Genomic DNA, 23065 nt, shown 5'->3' with positions numbered 1-23065 from the left:
GATGAGACAGTTAACCGTCACGGCAAAAACGGTTGAAGGAGCTATAGTACAAGCGCTACAGGAGTTTAACACGACGAGAGACAAGGTTGACGTTGTGATTCTGCAAGCGCCATCGCGTGGAATTTTTGGTCTAGGTGCGCGGCCGGCGACTGTTCAAGTTACGAGAATTGTTGATCCAGTTTGGGAAGCAGAACAGTTTCTTCGTGAATTGATGCTGGCCATGCGCTACGTTGTGACTGTCTCCGTGGAGAAAAAAGGGACAGATGTATATATGGAGATCAAGGGTGACAATGTCGGCAATTTGATTGGTCGACACGGCCAAACCCTTGATTCACTAGAACTTTTAGTGCAGACCGTTGCTAGCAGAAATAATGATCGCTATTTACGTCTTCATCTCGATATTGAGGGATATCGTGAGAGAAGAGAGCAGACGTTGATTCAATTGGCCAATCGAATCGCAGATAAATCATTGGTGTTAAAGAGAGAGTTTGTTTTGGATCCTATGCCTGCCCATGAGCGTAAAATCATTCACTTGGCTCTGGAGCGTCGTGCTGATGTGCGTACGGAGAGTCGCGGAACAGATCCAAAACGTACAGTCGTTGTGATTCCTTTATCGTAAGTTGCAAGCATTCGTATTCAGTCAAAAGGCATTTGAATGATTTGAAGCAGCAATGTGTTGGGGAGTTTTGACCCTGTATTGCACTTTTTCAGTAGCGCCGGGCTAACCGGTGTTTTTGTATTTTAGCGAAGGGAGAAGAGGACATGGCGCAACAGGATCCGATTGCTGCGATTGCGACGGCGCTTGGCGAAGCGAGTATCGCGGTTGTACGCGTGAGCGGTGAACATTCATTTTCCATCGTCGATCGCATTTTTGAAGGTTCCAGTCGTCTGTCAGAAACGCCTTCTCACCGCATCCTTTATGGTCATCTTGTAACGCTTGAACAAAGGAAACGGATTGACGAAGTGATTGTTTTGACGTTTCGATCTCCAAAGTCGTATACGACAGAGGATGTCGTTGAAATTCATTGTCACGGTGGCGTTCAGGCTGTACAGTCCATTCTTTTAGAAGTATTGCGCGCAGGTGCCCGCCTCGCTGAGCCGGGGGAATTTACAAAACGCGCGTTTTTAGGAGGGCGCATTGATCTCTCTCAAGCAGAAGGCGTCATGGAGGCAATTGGGGCAAAAACCCCGTTGGCACTTCAAGCGGCTCTTTCCCAAGTTGAGGGAGCTCTTCACCAACACGTTGAAACCCTACGTCACACACTGATCCAGACCATGGCTCATTTAGAAGTGACGATTGATTATCCAGAGCATGACGAAGAGGAAATGACTGTACAGCGTGTTCGAAACGATGCACAATTTGTCCTGGAACAGATCAGGTCATTGCGATTTGAAGCGGAACGTGGGCGCATTCTGCGCGAGGGAGTCAAAATTGCGATTGTTGGAAAGCCGAATGTCGGAAAATCCTCCTTGCTCAATCGGTTTGCGCGAACCAATCGGGCGATTGTTACGGAAATCCCCGGAACGACTCGAGATGTCATCGAAGAGCGCATTCAGATTGATGGTATCCCACTCTTGCTGTTTGACACTGCGGGTGTGCGAGAGACGGAGGATGTCGTCGAACAAATCGGTGTTCAGAAGAGTCGAGAGACACTTGAAAAAGCAGATTTGATTCTTCTTCTGCTCGATACGAGTCGACCGCTAGATGAGAACGATGAATCGCTTCTTGAAAGTGTGGATGGAGACCGCTCTTTGTTGATCATGAATAAGAGAGACCTACCTTTTGCAAATGGAGTCGATTGGCAGGAGCTTGCGATGAATCGTCGCAGTCTCGCGTATTCTACACGCGTTGAAGCTGATCACGATCGACTCGAACAAGAGATTAAACGAATGGTGTTTGGCTCGGAGCGTGCTGATCCGACGTTTTTAGCGAATGCGCGCCATCTCTCACTGCTTGAACGGGCAGAAGCTGCAATCAAACGCGTGCTTGACGATGCGAATTCTGGCGTGACGCTTGATCTTGTTGCGGTCGATCTTCATGAGGCTTGGATGTTGTTGGGGGAAATGATTGGCGAAACACCACGAGAAGACTTACTTGATCAGATTTTTTCACAGTTTTGTTTGGGTAAGTAGGATGATTTTTACGAGGAGGAATTGAAATGCGGTATCGAGCTGGAATCTATGACGTCATCGTCATTGGCGCAGGGCATGCCGGCTCTGAAGCGGCGCTTGCTTCCGCTCGAATGGGCTGTAAAACGCTGTTGTTAACGATCAATTTGGACACGATTGCTTTTATGCCGTGCAACCCATCGATTGGTGGCCCGGCAAAAGGGATCGTTGTTCGAGAGATCGATGCGCTAGGCGGGCAAATGGGGTACAACACGGATTTGACGTATCTGCAAATGCGCCTATTGAACACAGGGAAAGGACCTGCTGTACAGGCACTACGCGCTCAATCGGATAAAGCCTCCTACGGAAGATTGATGAAACAAACGCTTGAGAATGAACCGAATCTTACTTTGAAACAGGGCATGGTGGAGGAAATTTTAACTGCGGGCGATCGCGCGTCAGGTGTGCGCACGAATACGGGGGCAGAGTACGAAGGGCGTGCGATCGTTCTTACCACGGGTACGTATTTGCGAGGTCGTATCATCATTGGGGATGTTTCGTATCAGAGTGGTCCGAATGGGCAACTGCCTGCGCTGAAGTTGACGGATAGCTTAATTGATCTCGGTTTTTCGTTAGTGAGGTTTAAAACAGGAACACCGCCCCGCGTGAATCGCAATACCATTCGCTTTGAACATCTCTCCGTTCAACCAGGTGACGAGGAGCCGCTGCAATTTTCGTTCCGCGATGACATTGAAAAACGTGAGCAATTGAATTGCTATCTCACGTATACCAGTGCGGCGACACACGAGATTATTGGCGAGAATTTGCATCGTGCACCGATGTTCTCTGGCGATATAGAAGGTCGTGGCCCTCGCTATTGCCCAAGTATTGAAGACAAGGTCGTGCGTTTTAAAGAGCGTCCTTCTCATCAAGTTTTTCTGGAGCCAGAAGGAAGGGACACTGCAGAATGGTATGTTCAAGGGATGTCGACGAGCCTGCCAGAAGATGTTCAGGTAAGAATGTTGCGCAGCATCAAGGGCCTTGAGGAAGTTGAGATGTTGCGTCCAGGATACGCCATTGAGTATGACGCGATGGTTCCTACGCAACTCGATCTTACACTTGAAACCAAGGTGATTAAAGGACTCTATACTGCGGGTCAAATCAATGGCACATCAGGATATGAAGAAGCAGCAGGTCAAGGCTTAATGGCAGGCATCAATGCGGCTCTCTCGGTTCTTGGGAGGGAACCGCTGATTCTGGATCGTTCAGAAGCGTACATTGGTGTCATGATTGATGATCTTGTCACTAAAGGTACGACAGAACCGTATCGGTTGCTTACGTCGAGAGCGGAGTATCGCCTTCTTTTGCGGCACGACAATGCGGATGCCCGCTTGATGGAAAAAGGCTATCGTATTGGCCTTTTGCCGCTGCAACGATACGAGCGTTTCTTGCGTAAACAAGCGCTTATTCATCAGGAGAAAGATCGTCTCAACAAGACGAAGGTGCAACCGGACGATGTTCATGCACTTTTTACTGGACTGAGTGTCGATCAGCCAAAAGTGACGCAAAGTCTTGCACAACTCTTGCGTCGACCAGAAGTTAATTATGGAAAGATTCATGATCTTCGGCCGTCCGAAGTTGAACTCTCAGACGAAGTGACTTCTCAAGTTGAGATTGACTTGAAATACGAAGGGTATGTCAAACGTCAAGAAGCAGAGATTGAACGTCAAAAAAAACTTGAGAAAAAAGAACTTCCTGTCGGTATATCGTTTGCTTCAATTCGCGGACTCTCGAATGAGGCGAAGGAGCGACTTTCAGCCATTCGCCCGCGTAATATCGGGCAGGCGTCGCGCGTTGAAGGCGTAACCCCCGCAGATATCTCTGTCTTGTTGATCTATATGGAATCCTCTAATAAGCAAGAGGTGGCCAATGGCTGATATGGATTGCACGTGGGACAGACTGCAACAGTTCGCTGGATCACTCGGTTTTGATTTTAGCGATAAAAAAATAGAACTTTTTAAGACGTATTTTAATTTGCTCATTGAGCGTAATCAGTCTGTCAATCTTACGGCGATTGTTACGCTCAATGATGTGATACGAAAACATTTTATCGACAGTCTTTTTTTGGCGCGTGCGCTAAAAGGAAGAAAGATGGCGCGCATCCTCGATCTCGGCTCAGGTGCGGGGTTTCCTGGACTCGTTCTGGGGATTGTTTTTACAGATTCAGAGATTGTGCTGTGTGACGCGCTTAGGAAAAGGGTTCATTTCCTAACGGATGTACGCGATGCATTGGGGCTCGTGAATGTTCAAACGATTCACGCGCGAGCTGAAGAACTCGCGCGTTTGGATACCTACCGAGACTCATTTGATGTTGTTACGGCGCGCGCATTAGCGCCACTTCACGCGGTTGTAGAGTGGGGGATGCCATTTCTTAAACCGTATGGAACGCTCATTGCCATGAAGGGTCCCGGTGTCGTCGATGAGGTGAGTGAGGCGGCAATTACGGTGAGAATGTTAAAAGGGACGCACACACAGACCAGTGAATATGAACTACCTGACGGAGCGGGAAGGCGTACCCTTGTTGAGGTTGAAAAATTGGCGCCAACGCCTAAAAATTTCCCGAGAAAGCCTGGTGAGGCATTACGGACACCGCTTGCTGTCACGTCGAAAATTCGTTGATCTTCACTAGTTTTGTCGAATGTGCAAGTCACTGAAGGATTTCCGAATCTTATGCAGAAAGTGTGTTTATTATCGAGGCGATGTTCTTCACGAGATCGAAAACGAGTGGGGTATGAGATATGATTGATTCTGCAGATCGACGGTTTGGTGTTGTTGGACAAATCCCTCGGAAAGAGGCTCAGTTGAGGGAAATACCGATTCATCAAATCCATGCAAATCGGTATCAGCCTCGGTCGGTTTTTGATGACAATAAAATTGAAGAACTCGCGGCAACCATTCGAACGCATGGAGTTATCCAACCTATTGTTGTGAGAAGTATTGGTGATGGCTATGAAATTATTGCAGGAGAGCGCCGTTTCCGCGCTGTCCAGCTTTTAGGTCATGCAACGATTCCGGCGCTTATTCGGCAACTCTCTGATTCACAGGCGGCTTCGGCAGCATTAATTGAAAATCTTCAACGTGAAAATTTGACTGCGATTGAAGAAGCGCGAGCTTATCAACAATTGATCGAGATCCACCACTTGACACAGGAGAGTTTGGCTCAACGGCTTGGTAAAGGTCAATCCACTGTGGCTAATAAGTTGCGTCTTCTTCATCTTCATTCGGATGTGCAGCAGAAGTTGATGGAGCGTAAAATCTCTGAACGGCATGGGAGAGCACTTCTGTCACTGAAAGAAGATATGCAACTAGCGGTTTTGAAGGAAATTCTTGAGAAAGATCTGAATGTTAAACAGACAGAGATAAGGGTTAAGTTTCTTCTCGACCGGCAACAAAAAAGCAAGCAAATAAAAAAAATATCCGTATCTAAAGACGTTCGGTTAGCGATAAACACGATTCGCCAATCCTTGCAATTGATCAGGAATATGGGTATGGGTCTTGATGCGGTTGAAGAAGAACAGGATGACTATTATCAATTCACGATTCGCGTTCCAAAGCGAAACGATTGATGTTTTTACTCATTTAGCTGGCAGGACATCATTCGGTGGAGCGCTAGCCCTGATCTTCGCTGTGAAATCAGGGCATTTTTGTCACCCTCTTTACTCGTTATCATCTGGTTTATTGCTAGACGTGCATCCCTTAGGTCTTGTACAATAGGTTGGCAGAACACGCGCGATGATTCGTCGTAGTTCACGTACAATGAGATACATTCTATAATTTATTGAAATGGGTTGTTTTCATGGGCTCTTTTTTTGTTTATCGGAGGTATGGATTATGGCGAGAGTGATGGCGATCGCCAACCAAAAGGGTGGCGTAGGAAAGACTACGACAAGTGTCAATTTAGGTGCGAGTCTCGCATCGCTCGGCAAACGAGTGTTACTTGTTGACATTGATCCACAGGGGAACACGACGTCGGGTGTCGGAATTAACAAAGGGGATGTTCCCAATTGCATATACGACGTCATTATGAATGAGGTCGAACCTCACGAGACGATTGTGACTACGGATCAGGATAATTTATGGATCATCCCTGCGACGATTCAATTGGCTGGTGCTGAAATCGAGTTAGGACCTACGATAGCGCGTGAAGCTCGCTTGCGGCATGCGTTAGCCGATGTTCGATCTGAATATGACTATATCCTCATCGATTGTCCTCCATCGCTTGGGCTTCTCACGATCAATGCACTTACCGCTTCTGATTCCGTTGTGATTCCAGTTCAGTGTGAGTATTATGCGCTTGAAGGATTAACTCAATTGCTAAGTACGATTCGTTATGTTCAGAAATACTTTAATAAGTCACTTGAAATTCAAGGCGTTGTTCTGACGATGCTCGATGCAAGGACAAACTTAGGTATCCAGGTGATCGAAGATGTAAAAAAGTATTTCCGAGAGAAGGTTTACCAAACGATCATTCCTCGCAACGTAAGATTGAGTGAAGCGCCGAGTCACGGCAAATCGATTCTTCAGTATGATGCAAAATCGAGAGGTGCTGAGGTGTACCTTGATCTTGCGAAGGAAGTGATTGGTCTATGAAAGCAAAGGGTGGGCTTGGAAAGGGACTTGAAGCGTTAATTCCGCAAATGACGGAAGATGAAGGTAATGTACTAACTCAAACGGTTCGAGTTTCTGAGCTTTCCCCCAACCCTTATCAACCGAGACGCGAATTCGACCCTGATAAGTTGCGGGAACTTGTCGATTCCATTCGAGAGCATGGCGTCTTGCAACCGATTGTTGTGAGAAAAAGAGCTGTCGGATTTGGATACGAAATTATTGCCGGGGAGCGACGGTTTCGCGCGGCTCAGCAGATTGGTCTTCATGAAATTCCCGCAGTGGTTCGCAATTTTAGCGATCGCGATGCAATGGAGATTGCACTTATTGAGAATTTACAACGCGAGGATTTAAATTCTATAGAAATCGCTGAAGCGTATGTTCGGATTATGGAACATTTCTCGTTAACACAAGAAGAAATGGCAGTGCGGGTTGGTCAGAGTCGCTCGCATGTTGCAAATTTAATCCGACTGCTCAGTTTGCCTACGTCACTTCAAGAAAGTGTTTCACGTGGAACAATTTCGATGGGTCACGCTCGAGCCCTGTTAGGTATTGATCAAGCGGATTTACAGATTAAGCTGGCGCAACGAATCGAATCTGAAGGGTTGAGCGTACGCGATGTGGAACAGATTGTGCAGGAGAATCGCAATGTTCCACGTGAAACAAATAAGATGGAGAGAAAAAAAGAGGAAAAAGAGGAGCGATCCTCGACACTTCAAGAGTATGAGTCACTATTTCGTGATTGCCTAGGTACGGCTGTACGCATTCAACAAGGAAAACGCAAGGGGAAAATAGAAATTGAGTACTATACGATTGACGATTTAGAACGAATTCTGGCGATTGTTCATACAGAACAAAATTAATCGAAACGTGTATGTTTAAAAGATCGTTTCTGATCTGGGCTATTGGAGATGGATAAAATGATGATCTATCTTGATAATGCAGCATCGAGTTGGCCTAAGCCGCCTCAAGTGTATGACGCAGTGAGAGATTGGTTGAAAAATAATGGAGCAAATCCAGGACGCAGCAGTCACGCGATGGGGCGTGAAGCACATCAATTGCTTTATACTGTACGGGTAGAACTTGCTCATTTATTTCATGTCGAGGATCCTTCTAGGATCGCGTTGCTTCAAAATGTAACAGAGGCACTCAATGTAGCCTTGTTTGGTTTTTTAGAGCCGGGTGATCATGTTGTCTCGACAGGGTTGGAACACAATAGCGTTCGCCGTCCTCTTGAAAGACTTCTAATGCAAGGTGTAGATGTCGATCGTGTGCAGCTTCAAGAAGATGGCATGCTGAACACGTTGTTAGAAACATGCAATCACAACACAAAAATGCTTATTTTGACTCACGGAAGCAATGTGACAGGGGAAATCATTCCTTTGCGAACCATTGTTAAACAGATGAAAAAGGCGTATCCCAATCTCCGTGTATTGGTTGACGCGGCACAGACAGTCGGGTATGAAGAGATTGACGTTACGGAAATTGGCGTTGATCTTTTTGCGTTTACCGGCCATAAAGGTCTCTATGGTCCGCAGGGAACAGGTGGCCTTTATGTAGCGCCTGGTATACGATTGAACCCCGTTTTACTTGGTGGTACAGGGGGGGATTCTGAATCCGTAGATGCACCTTCAAGCATGCCTGAGCGATTAGAGAGTGGAACGAGAAACACCCCCGGTTTCGCGGGACTGTTAGAGGGAATACGCTATCTTCGGGACGTAGGAATACAAACTGTTCAAGAACATGATTTCCGTCTCATTCAAAAAGTGTACGTAGGACTCCGCGGATTACAGGGTGTTACGATACTTGGTCCTCCCTATGGTGCATATCGATTACCAATTCTTAGTTTTACGGTTGAGGGGTATCAATCGAATGAAATTGTACTTGTTCTTGATCAGCACTATCACATTGCGGTTCGTGGAGGACTCCATTGTGCACCCGATGTTCATCAACAAAATGGCACCAAAGATACAGGTGCAGTTCGAGTGAGTGTGAGTTCGTTTACGACAGTAGAGGAAATTGATACATTTATTAACGCAATGACAGAAATTGTCCAAGCAATCGTGTGAGAATCAGTAATGGATTTATAATGAAGGAGGATCCTTTGTGTTTTTTGCAGGGCCAATCGTCAACACGGCTGCAATCCTGATTGGAACATTTATCGGTGCAGTGTTTCACCGCATTCCCGAGCGATTGAAAATAACCGTGATGCAAGGTATGGGAATATTTGTTGCGGTACTCGGTGTGTCGATGGCATTGCAGGCGCCGGGTGATACCCTTTATGTCGTGCTGTCTATCGTGGTGGGCGGGGTGATCGGTTCACTCTTCGATCTTGAGGGTAAACTTGAGATGTTCGGATCATGGCTAGAGTCTAAACTAGGACACTCTGGCGGGAAACTTTCTCAGGCATTTGTGTTTGCGAGCTTAGTGTATGGGGTGGGTTCCATGGCGATTCTGGGATCCATTCAGAGTGGAGTAAGTGGTAAAAATACAATACTTTACTTAAAAAGCGCGCTCGACGGATTTTCGTCTGTCATTTTCACCTCAACGATGGGCATAGGGATTGGACTATCTGCTTTTCCGATCCTTCTCTATGAAGGTGGACTCGCTGCGATTGCTCACTATTTCGGAGCACATCTTCGGAATGCCGTGATCATTTCAGATGTAACGGCAGTCGGTGGTATACTTATTGTGGGCATTGGGTTGAACGTCCTCGAGATTGCAAAGATAAGGGTGGGTAATTTACTCCCGAGCATGTTTGTTGTAGCACTGTTTCGATACATTGGACTGCATCTTGGTTCGGTACTTTCGTTTCTCCACATTTAATGTACAGGAGCGTTCATCGTGCTTTCATTTTTGACAACGATTTATCGACCGGGTATTCTGCTTTCCATCGCGGCGGGAAGTCTTATTCTCAGCCTGATTACGCTTTTAATTGCACTCTTTTCATCAGGAAGTGTTCGAGGCCTCAAACGGCGCTACCGTCAGTTAGTGAGAAATCAAGAAGGTGTGGATCTAGAGGCACTGATGCGAACGATTCATCAAGAGAATGAAATGCTTCACAATCAAGTACGCATGTTAACGAGCCAACTTGAGTCGCATGAAATGAGACTCAAGTCAAAAGTATCAAGCGTTCAACTTTTTCGATACAACGCTTTTCGAGAACCGGGAAATGATCTCAGTTTTTCTCTCTCTCTTGTTGATGAAGAAGGACGAGGCGCTGTTTTAAGCAGCATTTATGGTCGTGAAGACTCACGTGTTTATGCTAAACCACTTGAAGAAGGGACTTCGACGTACACGTTGACTGACGAAGAACGGGAAGTGATTGTTCGCACGATGAAACAATCGACAGAAACCGTCTCAGGCATTCCGAAACATTTGACTCCAAAGTCGACTGGTTAACGTAGCAGACGTTTTCTCCGTTTGAATCAATTCATGATTAATGTGGCTTGAAATGCTTTGCTCAATGGAACTTGCAATGACTCTAGCCATTGAGATAACCAACTGTAACCGCGTGTTTTGAAGGACAAAATACTCCATAAAGCCCCCGACATTTACAATTCCCGTGATGTGGACATCTCCCACTTCCGGGAGTTTTTTGTTTACACCGGCTCCTGGTTTGAGCGGCCCCTGTGCAAATTGAATTTTCCCAACGCTGCTTGTCTGACCTAGACACGCATCCACGGCGATGATGTAGGGATGAACAAAGGAGTATTCGATGTGTTGAATGGTATCTTTAAGGTTGACAGCGTGAACAGGCGTTTCCAGCGTGCCAAACACATAAAAATCCTGATTCTGTTCACGCAATTGAGTACCAACAAACGGGCCAAGTGCATCGCCCGTTGACCGATCCGTCCCAATGCAAAGGATGATCAGAGGTCGACGCTGATCGCGCGTTGCAAGATGTTGATGCAAAGCGTTTGCAAGGGTCGATTCGGCTTGAGCGTCTGTGTAGTCAATCTGAATAGGATTTCCTGAAGCAGGTTTATTGAACAGATCCATCACGTCCCAATGAGAACTTACTAGTACAGTATGTGACGAGGAAGAGTCAGATTATACTTCTTGTCAGCATACAATTCAGAGATGGACGAGAATTGGTGACAAGACAAAGAGGGTTTGAGATGATCATTGACCTTTTGGCAGTTCTAGTACTTGCATGGATAGTACTCATTGGGCATGGCATAGGAGGATTTCGGACACTGCTATGGCTTTCTGTATTCGTGGGTACCATCAGTGCGGCAGAATGGGCGGCGCCATGGATTCAGCTGTTTCGTCAAGATAGCACATACCAAAATGTGATTCTTAACTATTTACGTAACTTACTCGCTCCTGTCCGTCCGGTTTCTGTAGATAAAATGAGAATTCTGACGGTGTTCAATCAAAGAAATAGCATCTTCTTATCATTGTATCGCCAGAGTTATGCGATCATGTATGCTTTTTCTGTTGCGTTTGGTCTCTTCATGGCGATTCGTATTTTTTCTAACGTGTGGCCAGATCAACTCGCGCGCAAAGGGCAACAGAGAATCGGTGGATGGCTTGGCATGCTTGCTGGGTTCTACGTGGTGTTGGAAATGGTACGCGGCATTGCAATTCTAAGTTATTGGAGCCACGCTAGTGAATTGAATTCGATTTTGCGGGCATCCTTACTCATTCATCTGTGGACGCTAATCTACAGAAATGGTATTCTTAGCTGATACAATTCTCGGAAAGATGATGAAGAGGGAAGTCGTTTTGGTTAAAATCATGTAATAATGAACGGGTGAAGTTACTTCATGATTGAAAAAGAATTTCATCTCGGCGACTATGTTGTCATGAAAAAACCCCATCCCTGTGGTACGAATGAGTGGGAGATTATTCGCATGGGTATGGATATTCGTATTAAGTGTAGACATTGTGGAAGAAGTGTCCTCATGCAACGCAGGGACTTTGAAAAGATGCTAAAAAAAATTATTCAGTCAAGGGATACAGCACAATGACATGGATAAAGACGGCATGTCCATTAGACTGTTATGACACATGCGGTATGCTTGCGCGTGTAGATGATGGGAAGATCGTTGAAGTAAAGGGAGACCCGGATCATCCGATTACAAAGGGTCGACTCTGCGTGCGGGGACACAATGTCGTTAAGCGACACAGTCATCCAGAACGCATCTTAACTCCGTTAAAGCGCACAGCCACGGGTTGGGAAGCAATTTCCTGGGAAAAGGCATATTACGAGATCGCAGAACGAATGAAACAGGCGATTGATTTGCACGGACCACTATCCATCATGCACTCTTATGATTATGGATCGAGTGGTCTAACAAAGTCGCTGATAGATCGATTTTTTTATGCCCTTGATGGTTTTACGGAAACGGTAGGAAGTTTATGCTGGGACGCAGGGCTTGAGGCACAAACGCTAGATTTTGGCGAAGCACGGAGCCACTCTCCCGACGATATGGCGGCGCATAGTAAACATGTTGTGTTATGGGGCCGAAATGCAGGCGTGACCAATCAGCACCTCATTCCATTCCTCAAGGAGGCAAAAACAAGAGGAGCGACGCTCACCATTGTGAATCCACTGCCGACGCCTTTGGATCGAATGGCTGATTACGTGATCAGGCCGAAGCCTGGAGCGGATGGGGCGCTGGCGCTGGGATTGTGTCGTCAACTCATCGCTGATGGTAGGTATGATCAGAAATTTGTTCAAACGCATGTACAAGGCTTTGCAGCGTTTCAAGACTTGATTGAAGCGTATGATCTAGCGCGTGTAATCAGTGCGTGTGGCATCTCGCTTCGAGACTTTGAAGTGTTAGCTAATCTTTACGCAGAGAAGCCAACGACTACGCTGCTTGGCATCGGTTTGCAGCGCTATCGCAATGGCGGGAATACCATTCGCGCCATTGATGCGCTCTGCGCCATAACTGGTCAAATCGGAGTGCCTGGCGGTGGAGCCAATTATGCAAATCGAGAAATGGCTCGCTTTGTGAATTGGGATTATCTCTCAGGAAAACGAACGATTCAGAGACGCGTGATGTCGCGAACGACTCAGGCAGAGGAGATCCTTCGCGCGCAACCGAGTGTGGATGTTTTGTTTGTGTCGCGAACCAATTTGTTGCGACAGGTGCCGAACACGCAAAAGATGAGACAAGCAATCTCCGGGATCGGCACGGTCATTGTCGTCGATATGTTCATGACGGAGACTGCACACATCGCAGATTATGTTTTGCCGACCACGAGCATTTTTGAGGAAGAAGACGCGATGGTGACAACCATGTGGAATCCGTACGCGACGTATGCCAATCCGGTCGTCGATCCTCCTGAGGGTGTGAAGCCCGATTGGAAGATTTTCTATGAACTGGCGGATGTGATGAAACTCAATGTGGAGAGCGTCGATCCACAAACGGCGATTCAAACGGCGATCGGTCTCACAGAAGATGAATTCAGGGCGTGGCAAATCAATGGGTATCGCAAGTTTCCGATTGCGCCCGTGGCCTATTATGATCGTTCTTTTTTGACGAATTCCAGAAAGGTTGAACTCATGAGCGGTGAGGGAGTGTCGCGAGTGCATTTTTCTGTCGATGAACCACAAACGGAGTACCCATTTCGGCTATTGACCATTCATCCTGTCTATCGCCAAAATTCCCAGACTGAAGGGTCCAGATCGGAACGTGAGATTCCTTTACTTTTCATCTCAGAGGGAGCCACGCAACGAGAAAAGTTAGAGCAATTGGAAATGGTTACTGTTGAGACGCCCGTAGGTTGCATTCAAGCTCAAGTAAAGTCCATACCGTCCGCTTCGCGTGACGACGTCCTATGGTTGGAAGTAGGACAGCGAGGTATCAATGAGATTACGTCGTCACACAAGGCAGATCTTGGGGATAGCAGTGCGCAGTACGACGTGTGGTGTAAAATAATAAAACACGGTCAGTCGACAGACGAAAAAAACCACGTTAACTGACAAATCGGTCGCGGTCTTGTGTCGGTGCGCGTGAAACTAATGCCAAAGCACCCTTGGCTCTGCGAAGACGTTCACGCCATCTTCTTAACCGTTTTCTCATTGATGATTCCTCCTTTCGTTTGAGTGGACGTGGAGTGCGATTTGAATGAAGGTATCTTTTGTTGTATCGGGTGGAAATATCCCCTTCGTATATAATAATATACAAAGTTTTATGGCGGGATAGCCCACATTGAATCTAAAATATGGAGTGACAAAGCATGTCGCTAAAAGCGGGCATTGTAGGCTTGCCAAACGTAGGAAAATCGACGCTGTTTAATGCGATTACAAAAGCGGGCGCAGAGGCGGCAAACTACCCATTTTGTACAATCGACCCCAACGTTGGTGTAGTTGAAGTGCCAGATGAACGTCTTGCGTCCCTGGCAGATGTCGTACATCCAGAAAAGATTGTGCCGACAACGTTTGAGTTTGTCGATATCGCGGGACTGGTCGCGGGTGCAAGCAAAGGGGAGGGATTGGGAAACAAATTTCTCGCACATATTCGTGAGGTGGATGCAATTGTACACGTGGTTCGCTGCTTTGTAGATGATCAAGTTACGCATGTTTCTGGGCGAATTGACCCGCCTGCAGATATCGAGACCATTGAACTTGAATTGATCTTTGCAGATATGGATACGGTTGCTCGGCGGTTGGATCGTTTAAGGAAACAGAGCAAGAGCGGAGATACAAAAGTGAAGGAAGAAGTAGCATTCTTTGAGACAGTTGCCGCACATCTCGAAGAAGGTCTCCCTCTTCGCAGGATTGAGTTTTCGGACGAGCAGTTGCTGTGGCTGCGCGATCTACACCTGCTTTCGCAAAAACCAGTCATTTATGCAGCGAATGTTGCTGAAGGCGAAGTTGCAATGGAAAACTTGCCAGAGGTTGAGCGAGTCAGGGATGTGGCGGCAAAAGATCAGGCTCAAGTCGTTGTGATTAGCGCAAAGATCGAGTCGGAACTCGCGGAGTTGGATACAGAGGAGCAACATGTATTTCTTGAAGAACTCGGTTTAAAGGAGTCTGGACTTGATCGATTGATTCGATCCTCTTACGAACTTCTCGGACTGATTACCTATTTTACAGCCGGTGTTCAGGAAGTGCGCGCATGGACGATCCGCAAGGGCACGCGCGCTCCTCAGGCGGCAGGCGTTATTCATACAGATTTTGAAAAAGGGTTCATTCGAGCCGAGGTGGTGTCGTGCCAAGACCTTGTCAATGCGGGTTCGTATGCGAGCGCACGCGAACAGGGAAAGTTGCGCCTTGAAGGAAAGGAATACACGGTGAGTGACGGAGATGTGATGCATTTCCGCTTTAATGTCTAGGGAGATTGCTGAAAAACGAAACGGAATTGACTGGCGCATTGTCCTGGAATGTTGTATGATCAGATGATGTGAGTGCCTAAAAGGCACCTGAAGGCAAATTCTTGCCGACCTTGCTCCTTCGGGGGCCACAGTCCATAAGGAGGTGAACATGCATGCGCAAGTATGAAACCTTGTACGTGCTCCGTCCAGACCTCGAGCCAGAAAAGACGCAAGAACTCGTTGAACGCTTTAAAGGTGTCGTTACCACGAATGGTGGCGAAACGCTTGAAGTGAACGAATGGGGAAAGCGTCGTTTGGCTTACGAGATCGAGGAGCATCGCGAAGGACACTACGTCCTGATGCAGTACAATGCTGACACAGATTTTACATCCGAACTCGAACGCCTCATGCGGATCAGCGAAGACGTATTGCGATATCTAACGTTGCGTGTCGAGGAGTAACTGGGAGGCCATACGATGCTCAACCGGATTATTCTCATAGGCAGACTCACGCAAGACCCGGAACTTCGTTATACAGCGACAGGAACTGCCGTCGCGTCTTTCTCACTTGCGGTTGATCGCCAACGAGCAAACCAAGCTGGGGAACGTGAAGCAGATTTTATCAACATCGTCGTCTGGCAAAAGCTTGGTGAACTTTGTGCGCAGTATTTGCGCAAAGGTCGAATGGCTGCGGTTGAAGGACGCCTTCAAATTCGTCAATATGAAAACCGTGAGGGACAGAAAGTGCGCGTGGCTGAAGTGATCGCTGATAACGTCCGATTCTTAGATCGAGGCGATGCAGTGCCTACGTCTGCAACTGGAACTCAAACACGGAGTGAAGGATCACGTCCGATGAGTGAGTCGCGCTATCAGGATGATCCGTTTGCGGATGATGGACACTCGATTGATATCGTGGATGATGATCTACCGTTTTAGATCGCGTGTAGTGCCCAAGTGTACTTTTGAGGATGGAGGTGAGCAGCATGGCACGTAAAGGTCGTGGCGGAAAGCGTAAACGCGTTTGCCAATTTTGCGTCGATAAGATTGCCGTCGTGGATTATAAGGAGTCTCCAAGACTCGCGAAGTATCTCACAGAGCGGGGAAAAATTCTTCCGCGCCGCATCTCAGGAAACTGCGCTGGACACCAGCGTCAAGTTACGGTTGCGATTAAGCAAGCTCGTCAAATCGCGCTGTTGCCTTATACAACCGAATAAGATGAGTGCTTGGGATAAACAGGCAAGGGTGAGAAGCGTTTTAAAACGTCTCTCACCCTGTTTGTTTATTTTTAATTTTCGTGCGGGTTGTGAGGCAGTTCCATAATGAAGTGGGTACCCTTTTCATCACAAAATGCATATAGTGAACCGGCGTGAAGGTCGATGATTTTTTTAGAGAGGGAGAGCCCGAGGCCGGATCCTGTTGGCTTTGTGGTGAAAAACGTATCAAACATATGGGGAAATGCAAGATCGGAGATTCCTTCACCTTGGTCGATCACTTCAACACGGTAAAGATTCTCGCACTGCACTCCATGGATCTCAATGGTTTGTCCCGCGTGGCTCGCTTCAATGGCATTTTTAAGAAGGTGGAGTATCACCTGCTTTAATTCTTCTGCGTTGCCTAGCACATAGGAAGATTCCAGTCTATTGCATACTAGATCAATCTCTAAATTGGATGATTTTGCACGAACTGGAATGATCGCGTCTAAAATGAGATCGTGCATATCAACTGCGGCAAAGTTGCTGTGTTCGGGTGACTGCGCAAATGACATGTACTCGGTGACAAGGAGATTGACACGATCCAATTCATCGATCATGATCTTATAAAGGTCGCGCTCGCCGTCCGCGGCGGGGTGTCGCTTCTGTTGTAACTGGAGAAAACCACGCACGGTAGTTAGTGGATTGCGCACTTCATGCGCAGTCGTAGCAGCCAATTCTGCAACATGCAGCAGCTTCTCGCTTTGCAAGGTTTTACGTTCCCATAATGTGCGCGCTGTTGCGTCCTCAAAATAGACATTGTAGCCGAGATGCTGATGCATCTCGTGATCGAAGACACGTGTGAGATGAAGCAGTAAGGTCTGTGAATCTTGGCTTTTTGGATTGATAAATTCAATTTCCATGTTTCGGATTACATGATCCCAGATAGAATTCTTAACAGGTTCTCCAAACTCGTCCAACGCAATTTTCAGGATGCGATACAGATCGTGAACAGTGCTGCCAAGGATCTGACTTTTTTCTAATCCGAGGATCCATGTGGATGAATCATTGCATAATCGAATGATATTTTCTTTGTCGACAAAAAGCATTCCGTAAGGCGCGTCTTGGATCAGCTGCAATTCTTCTGAATGAGCAACAGTCTGACGCCGGCCCGTGTGCCATAAGGAGAACCCTTCGAGTATGCTCGCAAAGAGGAGAATTGCAATGACGAACTGATGTGATCCGCTCGGAACTTCTAGGATTGCGCCAAGGATCAGAAGGATTGATAAAGCGGACGCGCGTCGTGAAAAGCGATTGGGACGCATGCAATGCAACACCCTTAACTATTTTATACAAGTTTAATCGTAGAAAGTAAGAATTACAATTCGAAGATTCTTTCGCTTGCGCGATTTTATGATACAAGGTGGAGGAAACGAAGAACACCATGTAAAATAGATGAATAACCAAATTGAAAAGATCTGTGGTGATGTATCTGAATGATGCCAATCGGCGTGCAGCAGTAGCGAGCACCTTATTTTTTCTCCTTCTGGGTGTTGCAGTTTTTACAGGGCTTTCAAGTTTGGCTCTGCTTGTGGTTCCTGCGCCAATCGTTTATCTCATGGAAGCCGGCTATACAAGGAGGGCCGTAGGTAGTCTCGCGATTGCGTTCCTTTTTTCCTTTTTGACTGCGGGATGGTTGAGCATGATGCTGCTCTGTGTTTCAGTAGGGATCTTGGCGTATCTCCTGACACAAGGATTGCGAAAACAGACGATCGCGTTGGCCATCATTCAATCCTCATTGCTCATGATTGCGTTCTTTTTATGTGGCTTTGTTTTGGCAACATTATCCGGAAACTCATTTTTAAGCGCACTAAAACAACAACTGCAAGCTTCAATTCACACTAATCCACAGTTGACGCAAGTTACCAATCTTTCGGCGAGTGGTCTACTTATTCAACTGATGGCTGAAGTTCAATTGCTGCTACCGAGCCTTATGGTTGTGTTTGCTGTGAGCATTCCGATCGTAAGCCTAATCATCGTTCGCGCAGTCCATCGCCGTGAGGGAAGGACCGTGCAACCTTTTTTTCGCTTGATTCGATTCCCGAGATCGATTCTCCCGATTTTTGTCATCTCGTTTCTCCTTGTCGCGCTAGGAATTGGCGCAAAGCAAACCGTCTATTGGCAACTGGTTAATAACGTTTGGTTGATTACCGCGTTTCTTCTCGTGATTCAAGCGATATCGTTAGTGTGGTGGATTCTTTCGAGGCGCAGGATTGGGCTCTTTGTGATATTTTTTCTACTTATCCTTCTCATGGTTCCTGTGGTGCTGGATCTTGTTATTCTTCTAGGTGCCGTGGATCAAGTTGTTTCTGTTCGCAAATGGATTCAGCGTTTCACAAAATCTTGATTGATGAAAAGGGGATAAACCATGAAAGTTGTTTTTTTACAAGATGTTCCGAAGCAGGGATTAAAGGGTGAAGTGAAAAATGTTTCAGAAGGATTTGCAAGGAACTTTTTATTCCCGAGAAACTTGGCAAAGGTTGTAACTCCCGAGGTATTAAAGGAGCTTGAACAACAGCGGATGGCGGATCAAAGAAGAGAGGAGCAAGCGGTTGCTTCTGCCCGTGAACTCGCAAAAAAAATAGCGAGTCACACGGTCACGCTTCATGTGAAAACAGGAGAGGGAGGGAAAACCTTCGGGGCAATCACTTCCAAACAGATCGCGGATGCGCTTCATGAAGCAGGATTTGACATCGACAAGAAAAAAATTGTGTTGCATGATGCTATACGACACGTTGGTGAATCAGAAGTGCCTGTGCGTCTTCATCACGATGTGACAGCAAAGGTAAAAGTGGTTGTCCATCCTACAAAGTGAGGCTGGTCGTCGTATGCAACAAAAACGATCTCACAAAGACTCCGTTATGGTTGAACAAACAGTGCATGAATCGATGGCTATGCTTGATCGTTTGAATTCATTGTTGGGTTACGCTGAACGTCTTTATGGCAAAGAAGCGTGGGATGCATTAATTCGTCACTATCAACTTGAGGAAAAGATGTGTTCTACGCTTCTTGAACAAAAGGTGACTGCATTCCACCAGCTCTTTTTTCAAGAGGAATCCTCTCTGCGAGGAAGCAAACGCGATCCTGCCGCTTTATACGCGATGCTGACGGCGATTGAGGAAAAACTGGTGGAACAAGCTGCGAGAAAGAAATTGGATGAACAGTTGGATGAGAAGGTTGCCAGCGAACTTGAGAGAAGGCATCTCGAGTATCTTGAACAGATTCGCAAGGAAATCGTCCTGAAAAATAAGAGTGCGGAAAGTCCACACAGTTTGCGTATGTATGGACGCCTTGAGAAGATGGCGCAGCAGTCGATTGGCCGTTCACTTTTTAGTGCGATGCGACCGAGTCGTCTGGAACAAATTGTCGGTCAGCACGATGCGGTTCACTCCTTGCTTGCGAAAATGTGTTCACCGTGGCCGCAACATATCCTGCTGTACGGTCCTCCTGGAGTCGGAAAAACGACCGTGGCGCGGCTTGTCTTGCGAGAAGCTACAAAATATCGACGCAGCCGATTTCACGAAGATAGCCCCTTTGTTGAGATTGATGCCACGTCATTGCGCGGTAACCAGAGAGAGGCGACAGATCCACTTTTGGGATTTGTCCAAGATCCGATTTATCAGGGCACGCGCCAAGATCTTGCGGGTAGTGGCGTTCCGGAGCCGAAGCTTGGCGTAGTTAGTGAGGCACACGGCGGTGTATTATTTATTGATGAGATTGGTGAAATGGATCCGCACGCCCAGCTGAAACTCTTAAAAGTGTTGGAAGATAAAAAGGTATCTTTTCAATCCGCGTACTATGATGCAGCAGATTTGGCGGTGCCACTTTATATAAAAAGGTTGTTTGAAGAAGGTGCGCCGGCAGATTTTATTTTGATTGGTGCCACAACGCGTCAACCAGAAGAAATCAATCCCGCGCTTCGCTCGCGTTGTGCGGAGATCTTTTTTGACGCATTAACTACCGAAGATCTCGCACTCATTGTAAAGCAGAGCGCAGAGCAATTAGGAACAACGCTTGAACCTGACGCTGCGAAGAAAATAAGTCAAACTGCCCCGAATGGCAGGAAGGCGGTTGGATTACTCGGCGATGCGTATGCGCTTGCGACCCTTCGTTCAGAGATGGAGAGTCCGGAAATTACGGTCGGAGATGTGCAAAGTGTTCTACGTGTCAACCGTATGGCGTCAGAGGGTAAGGTTACTTTGCAGTCTTCTAATGAAATTGGCCGCGTTTTTGCGTTAGGAGTCCATCACTATGTAGGTCGATTGATTGAGATTGAAGCGGCTGTTTTTTCAGCCCGAGAATCGCGGCGCGGAGAGGCTCGCGTCAATGATCGAGCAGGTCTTATGACAAAGGATGCGCTACAAAATGCATTGACGAACGTCCGCCGCGTATTTGGTGAAGAGACGGCGCATTACGATCTTCACGTTAATGTTGTGGGTGGGGGCGTTGTTGACGGTCCATCGGCTGGTCTTGCTTTTTTTGTCGTCCTGATGAGCGTGTTGACAGATACGCCTATTCCACAAGATGTTGCGTTCACAGGAGAGCTTTCTATCCGCGGTGACATCAAGGCGGTGGGCGGAATTCCGGAAAAATTAAATGGAGCGCGTCACGCAGGCGTGCGCGTACTCTATGTTCCTTCGGAAAATCGTTTGGAAATCGCAAAGGATCTGTCTGAGAATGTTCGGTTTGTGAGTCACGTGCGAGATATTTTAACGGAGTTTTTCCCGACAATCGCTGAATACATGCGATAATTCTTATCACGTAAGGTTGAAAAGGTCGGTGAATTCATGGAACTTGAAGCGATTGCAGAGCGCATTCCTCCGCAGAGTGTGGAGGCTGAGCAGGCTGTCCTCGGGGCGCTCCTTATTGCTCCTGATATTCTCCCTTCACTAGCAGAGAAACTGCGCGCAGAGGATTTTTATCGCGGCTCGCATCAGATTCTTTTTGACATCGCACTTGCGATAGCCGAAAAGGGTGACCCCGTTGACCTTGTTACGCTGACGTCACGTTTGCAGGAGGTTGGTAAGCTCGAAGAGTCCGGGGGACTCGAATACTTGCTTGCCCTCTCCCGATCTGTTCCCACGGCGGCGAATGCAGAATTTCATGCACAAATTGTAGCGGATCGCGCTCTTTTGCGACGATTGATTCAAGTGTCGACACAGATTGCGGCTTCTGGGTATGCTGGTGGTGAAGATGTGGGCGCTTTGCTTGACACTGCAGAGCGCCGAATTCTCGCGCTCGCATCAGAACGCACAGACCGCGGATTCACAGCGATTCGCGAAGTTCTTGAGAACGCGTATGAGCGAATAGAGTTTCTTTACAACAATCGTGGTGGAATGACAGGCGTACCCTCTGGGTACGGTGACCTGGATCGGATGACGTCTGGATTTCAGCCTTCTGATCTCATTATTATCGCAGCGCGCCCCTCCGTAGGGAAAACGGCTTTTGCACTCAATATTGCGCAGAATGTAGCAGTACGCGCAAAACTTCCTGTGGCCATCTTCAGTTTAGAAATGTCTAAAGAGCAATTGGTTCAAAGGATGATCTGCGCAGAGTCGAACATCGACGCTAATGTATTGCGTACAGGGCAACTCGCAGATGATGACTGGGCAAAGCTGTCGCTCGGAATGAGTTCACTCTCGGAGTCTCCCATTTTCATCGACGACAGCGCGGGGGTTACTCTCGCCGAGATGAGATCGCGTCTGCGTAGATTAAAAGCGGAGTCGGGGTTGGGGCTTGTCGTGATTGATTATCTTCAACTCATTTCGGGGAAGGGCAGATCGGACAATCGTCAGCAAGAGATCTCCGAGATATCAAGGAGTCTCAAACAACTGGCGCGCGAACTCTCCGTGCCAATGATCGCGCTTTCTCAATTGAGTCGTTCGGTTGAACAGCGTCAGGACAAGCGTCCCATGTTATCGGATATAAGGGAATCAGGGAGCATCGAGCAGGATGCGGACGTTGTTGCATTTTTATACCGTGATGACTATTATGATCCAGAATCTGAGAAGAAGAATATTGTCGAAGTCATTATCGGGAAACAGCGTAACGGACCGACGGGGAAAGTGGATCTTGTTTTCCTGAAAAACTATAACAAATTTGTCTCGTTGGAGCGTGACGTTCGATGAATCCAACGAATGATGATCCTGATTCACATCCACTCCTTTCACGCAAGGAAGCACATCCTAAAGAGCGCATTACGCCACTATTCATCCTGAAATGGCTGGTCAGCCCACTGCAGCCTGCACCACGGAATAAAACGCAGAAGAATACCCGCAAAACCTTCGCAACACCGCGTCAAAAAAAGAAATCGAGTCGCTCTGGCGCGCGGCGCCGCAAGCGGCGGTTGCGAATTCGGCGGGCGTTGCGCTTTAAAAAGTACGCTGTCCGGACTTCTGCGACGGTCACCTTAATTCTCATCATCGCAATTGTTTCATTTTGGGCGAAATTCGCTGTGGTTACACAAATTCCTGATGTGCTCAGGCAAGGCGTTCTTTTACACGCGCGTGCTTATATCGTCCTGAAGTCGTGGTGGTTTGGACCACCTTATTTTTCACTCTCTACGTATTTGAATGAGTCTGGTGGAAATTCGATTGCCAATCTAGAACAGCAGCTGGGAATGTATGTGGAGATTATTAAGAACCCGAATGAAATCCTATGGGTTTTTCAGGGGGGTTGAACAGTAATCGTTGAATCTCATTAAAACTATCTGTATACTATCAATATGGATAGATTAGTGACGATAGGCGAAGCGTCGAAGGTGTTAGG

General features: G+C 47.1%; 24 protein-coding genes. 22 read left to right on the top strand and 2 right to left on the bottom strand.

Going from position 1 to position 23065, the window contains the following annotated elements:
• The first annotated feature begins 1 nt into the window (after nt 1).
• From jag to AYW79_RS10020, 10 genes are all read left to right on the top strand, one after another.
• Complete coding sequence (gene jag / locus AYW79_RS10065) at nt 2-619, top strand: RNA-binding cell elongation regulator Jag/EloR (RefSeq protein WP_067565140.1); 618 nt, start codon at nt 2-4, stop codon at nt 617-619.
• Between the two features lie 143 nt (nt 620-762).
• The gene (mnmE, locus tag AYW79_RS10060) at nt 763-2133 is read left to right on the top strand and encodes a tRNA uridine-5-carboxymethylaminomethyl(34) synthesis GTPase MnmE (RefSeq protein ID WP_067565114.1); all 1371 of its coding nucleotides are present in this window, start codon (nt 763-765) and stop codon (nt 2131-2133) included.
• A 26-nt stretch (nt 2134-2159) separates the two neighbouring features.
• Nucleotides 2160-4046, top strand: a complete 1887-nt coding sequence (gene mnmG, locus AYW79_RS10055; protein WP_067565111.1) for a tRNA uridine-5-carboxymethylaminomethyl(34) synthesis enzyme MnmG — start codon at nt 2160-2162, stop codon at nt 4044-4046.
• Nucleotides 4039-4788, top strand: coding sequence for a 16S rRNA (guanine(527)-N(7))-methyltransferase RsmG (gene rsmG, locus AYW79_RS10050; RefSeq protein WP_082806698.1), 750 nt, complete (start codon nt 4039-4041; stop codon nt 4786-4788). The genes mnmG and rsmG overlap by 8 nt, the downstream gene beginning before the upstream one ends.
• Before the next feature lie 119 nt (nt 4789-4907).
• On the top strand, nt 4908-5735 hold the full coding sequence (noc, locus tag AYW79_RS10045; RefSeq protein ID WP_067565105.1) for a nucleoid occlusion protein: 828 nt from the start codon (nt 4908-4910) through the stop codon (nt 5733-5735).
• 265 nt (nt 5736-6000) lie between these two features.
• Complete coding sequence (locus AYW79_RS10040) at nt 6001-6759, top strand: ParA family protein (RefSeq protein ID WP_067565103.1); 759 nt, start codon at nt 6001-6003, stop codon at nt 6757-6759.
• A complete protein-coding gene (locus AYW79_RS10035; RefSeq protein WP_067565101.1) occupies nt 6756-7637 on the top strand; it encodes a ParB/RepB/Spo0J family partition protein in 882 nt (293 codons plus the stop codon). The genes AYW79_RS10040 and AYW79_RS10035 overlap by 4 nt, the downstream gene beginning before the upstream one ends.
• A 57-nt stretch (nt 7638-7694) precedes the next feature.
• Nucleotides 7695-8843: an aminotransferase class V-fold PLP-dependent enzyme gene (locus AYW79_RS10030; protein ID WP_067953016.1), complete on the top strand. Its 1149-nt coding sequence runs from the start codon at nt 7695-7697 to the stop codon at nt 8841-8843.
• Between the two features lie 37 nt (nt 8844-8880).
• Entirely contained in the window at nt 8881-9600 is a 720-nt protein-coding gene (locus AYW79_RS10025; protein ID WP_067565097.1) for a DUF554 domain-containing protein, read from the top strand.
• A gap of 18 nt (nt 9601-9618) precedes the next feature.
• The gene (locus tag AYW79_RS10020; RefSeq protein ID WP_067953014.1) at nt 9619-10176 is read left to right on the top strand and encodes a DUF4446 family protein; all 558 of its coding nucleotides are present in this window, start codon (nt 9619-9621) and stop codon (nt 10174-10176) included.
• Here the strand turns inward: AYW79_RS10020 and yyaC are convergent.
• Entirely contained in the window at nt 10135-10776 is a 642-nt protein-coding gene (gene yyaC / locus AYW79_RS10015; protein ID WP_067565093.1) for a spore protease YyaC, read from the bottom strand. The genes AYW79_RS10020 and yyaC overlap by 42 nt on opposite strands.
• Nucleotides 10777-10895: 119 nt before the next feature.
• On the opposite strand from yyaC, the gene AYW79_RS10010 reads away from it, so the two are divergent.
• The 7 genes from AYW79_RS10010 (at nt 10896) to rpsR (ending at nt 16261) form a co-directional block, all read left to right on the top strand.
• The gene (locus AYW79_RS10010) at nt 10896-11468 is read left to right on the top strand and encodes a hypothetical protein (RefSeq protein ID WP_067565091.1); all 573 of its coding nucleotides are present in this window, start codon (nt 10896-10898) and stop codon (nt 11466-11468) included.
• A gap of 78 nt (nt 11469-11546) precedes the next feature.
• Entirely contained in the window at nt 11547-11750 is a 204-nt protein-coding gene (locus tag AYW79_RS10005; RefSeq protein ID WP_067565089.1) for a DUF951 domain-containing protein, read from the top strand.
• Nucleotides 11747-13714, top strand: a complete 1968-nt coding sequence (locus AYW79_RS10000; protein ID WP_067565087.1) for a molybdopterin-dependent oxidoreductase — start codon at nt 11747-11749, stop codon at nt 13712-13714. Before AYW79_RS10005 ends, AYW79_RS10000 begins: the two co-directional genes overlap by 4 nt.
• 257 nt (nt 13715-13971) lie before the next feature.
• A complete protein-coding gene (ychF, locus tag AYW79_RS09995) occupies nt 13972-15069 on the top strand; it encodes a redox-regulated ATPase YchF (protein ID WP_067565085.1) in 1098 nt (365 codons plus the stop codon).
• 152 nt (nt 15070-15221) lie between these two features.
• Entirely contained in the window at nt 15222-15509 is a 288-nt protein-coding gene (rpsF, locus tag AYW79_RS09990) for a 30S ribosomal protein S6 (protein WP_067565083.1), read from the top strand.
• Between the two features lie 15 nt (nt 15510-15524).
• Nucleotides 15525-15983, top strand: coding sequence for a single-stranded DNA-binding protein (locus AYW79_RS09985; RefSeq protein ID WP_067565081.1), 459 nt, complete (start codon nt 15525-15527; stop codon nt 15981-15983).
• A 47-nt stretch (nt 15984-16030) separates the two neighbouring features.
• The gene (gene rpsR / locus AYW79_RS09980; RefSeq protein WP_067565079.1) at nt 16031-16261 is read left to right on the top strand and encodes a 30S ribosomal protein S18; all 231 of its coding nucleotides are present in this window, start codon (nt 16031-16033) and stop codon (nt 16259-16261) included.
• Between the two features lie 71 nt (nt 16262-16332).
• On the opposite strand, the gene AYW79_RS09975 is transcribed toward rpsR, so the two are convergent.
• Nucleotides 16333-17562: a two-component system sensor histidine kinase NtrB gene (locus AYW79_RS09975; RefSeq protein ID WP_067565077.1), complete on the bottom strand. Its 1230-nt coding sequence runs from the start codon at nt 17560-17562 to the stop codon at nt 16333-16335.
• 161 nt (nt 17563-17723) lie between these two features.
• On the opposite strand from AYW79_RS09975, the gene AYW79_RS09970 reads away from it, so the two are divergent.
• The 5 genes from AYW79_RS09970 to AYW79_RS09950 are packed head-to-tail and all read left to right on the top strand — an operon-like array spanning nt 17724 to nt 22976.
• A complete protein-coding gene (locus tag AYW79_RS09970; protein WP_067953011.1) occupies nt 17724-18644 on the top strand; it encodes a DUF2232 domain-containing protein in 921 nt (306 codons plus the stop codon).
• Between the two features lie 21 nt (nt 18645-18665).
• Nucleotides 18666-19112 (top strand): 50S ribosomal protein L9, encoded by a 447-nt coding sequence (rplI, locus tag AYW79_RS09965; protein ID WP_067565074.1) that lies wholly within the window; start codon nt 18666-18668, stop codon nt 19110-19112.
• A 13-nt stretch (nt 19113-19125) separates the two neighbouring features.
• Nucleotides 19126-21048 carry a Lon family ATP-dependent protease gene (gene lonC, locus AYW79_RS09960; RefSeq protein ID WP_067953009.1) on the top strand — a complete coding sequence of 641 codons (1923 nt, stop codon included), beginning with the start codon at nt 19126-19128 and terminating at the stop codon, nt 21046-21048.
• 36 nt (nt 21049-21084) lie between these two features.
• Entirely contained in the window at nt 21085-22425 is a 1341-nt protein-coding gene (gene dnaB / locus AYW79_RS09955) for a replicative DNA helicase (protein ID WP_067565072.1), read from the top strand.
• Nucleotides 22422-22976, top strand: a complete 555-nt coding sequence (locus AYW79_RS09950; RefSeq protein WP_067565070.1) for a hypothetical protein — start codon at nt 22422-22424, stop codon at nt 22974-22976. Before dnaB ends, AYW79_RS09950 begins: the two co-directional genes overlap by 4 nt.
• Nucleotides 22977-23065 lie beyond the last annotated feature (89 nt).

The organism is Ferroacidibacillus organovorans (assembly GCF_001642725.1).
GTDB classification, from domain to species: Bacteria; Bacillota; Bacilli; order Alicyclobacillales; family SLC66; genus Ferroacidibacillus; species Ferroacidibacillus organovorans.
The sequence above is the reverse complement of the archived record's forward strand: the minus strand, read 5'-3'. Positions and strand labels throughout refer to the sequence as shown.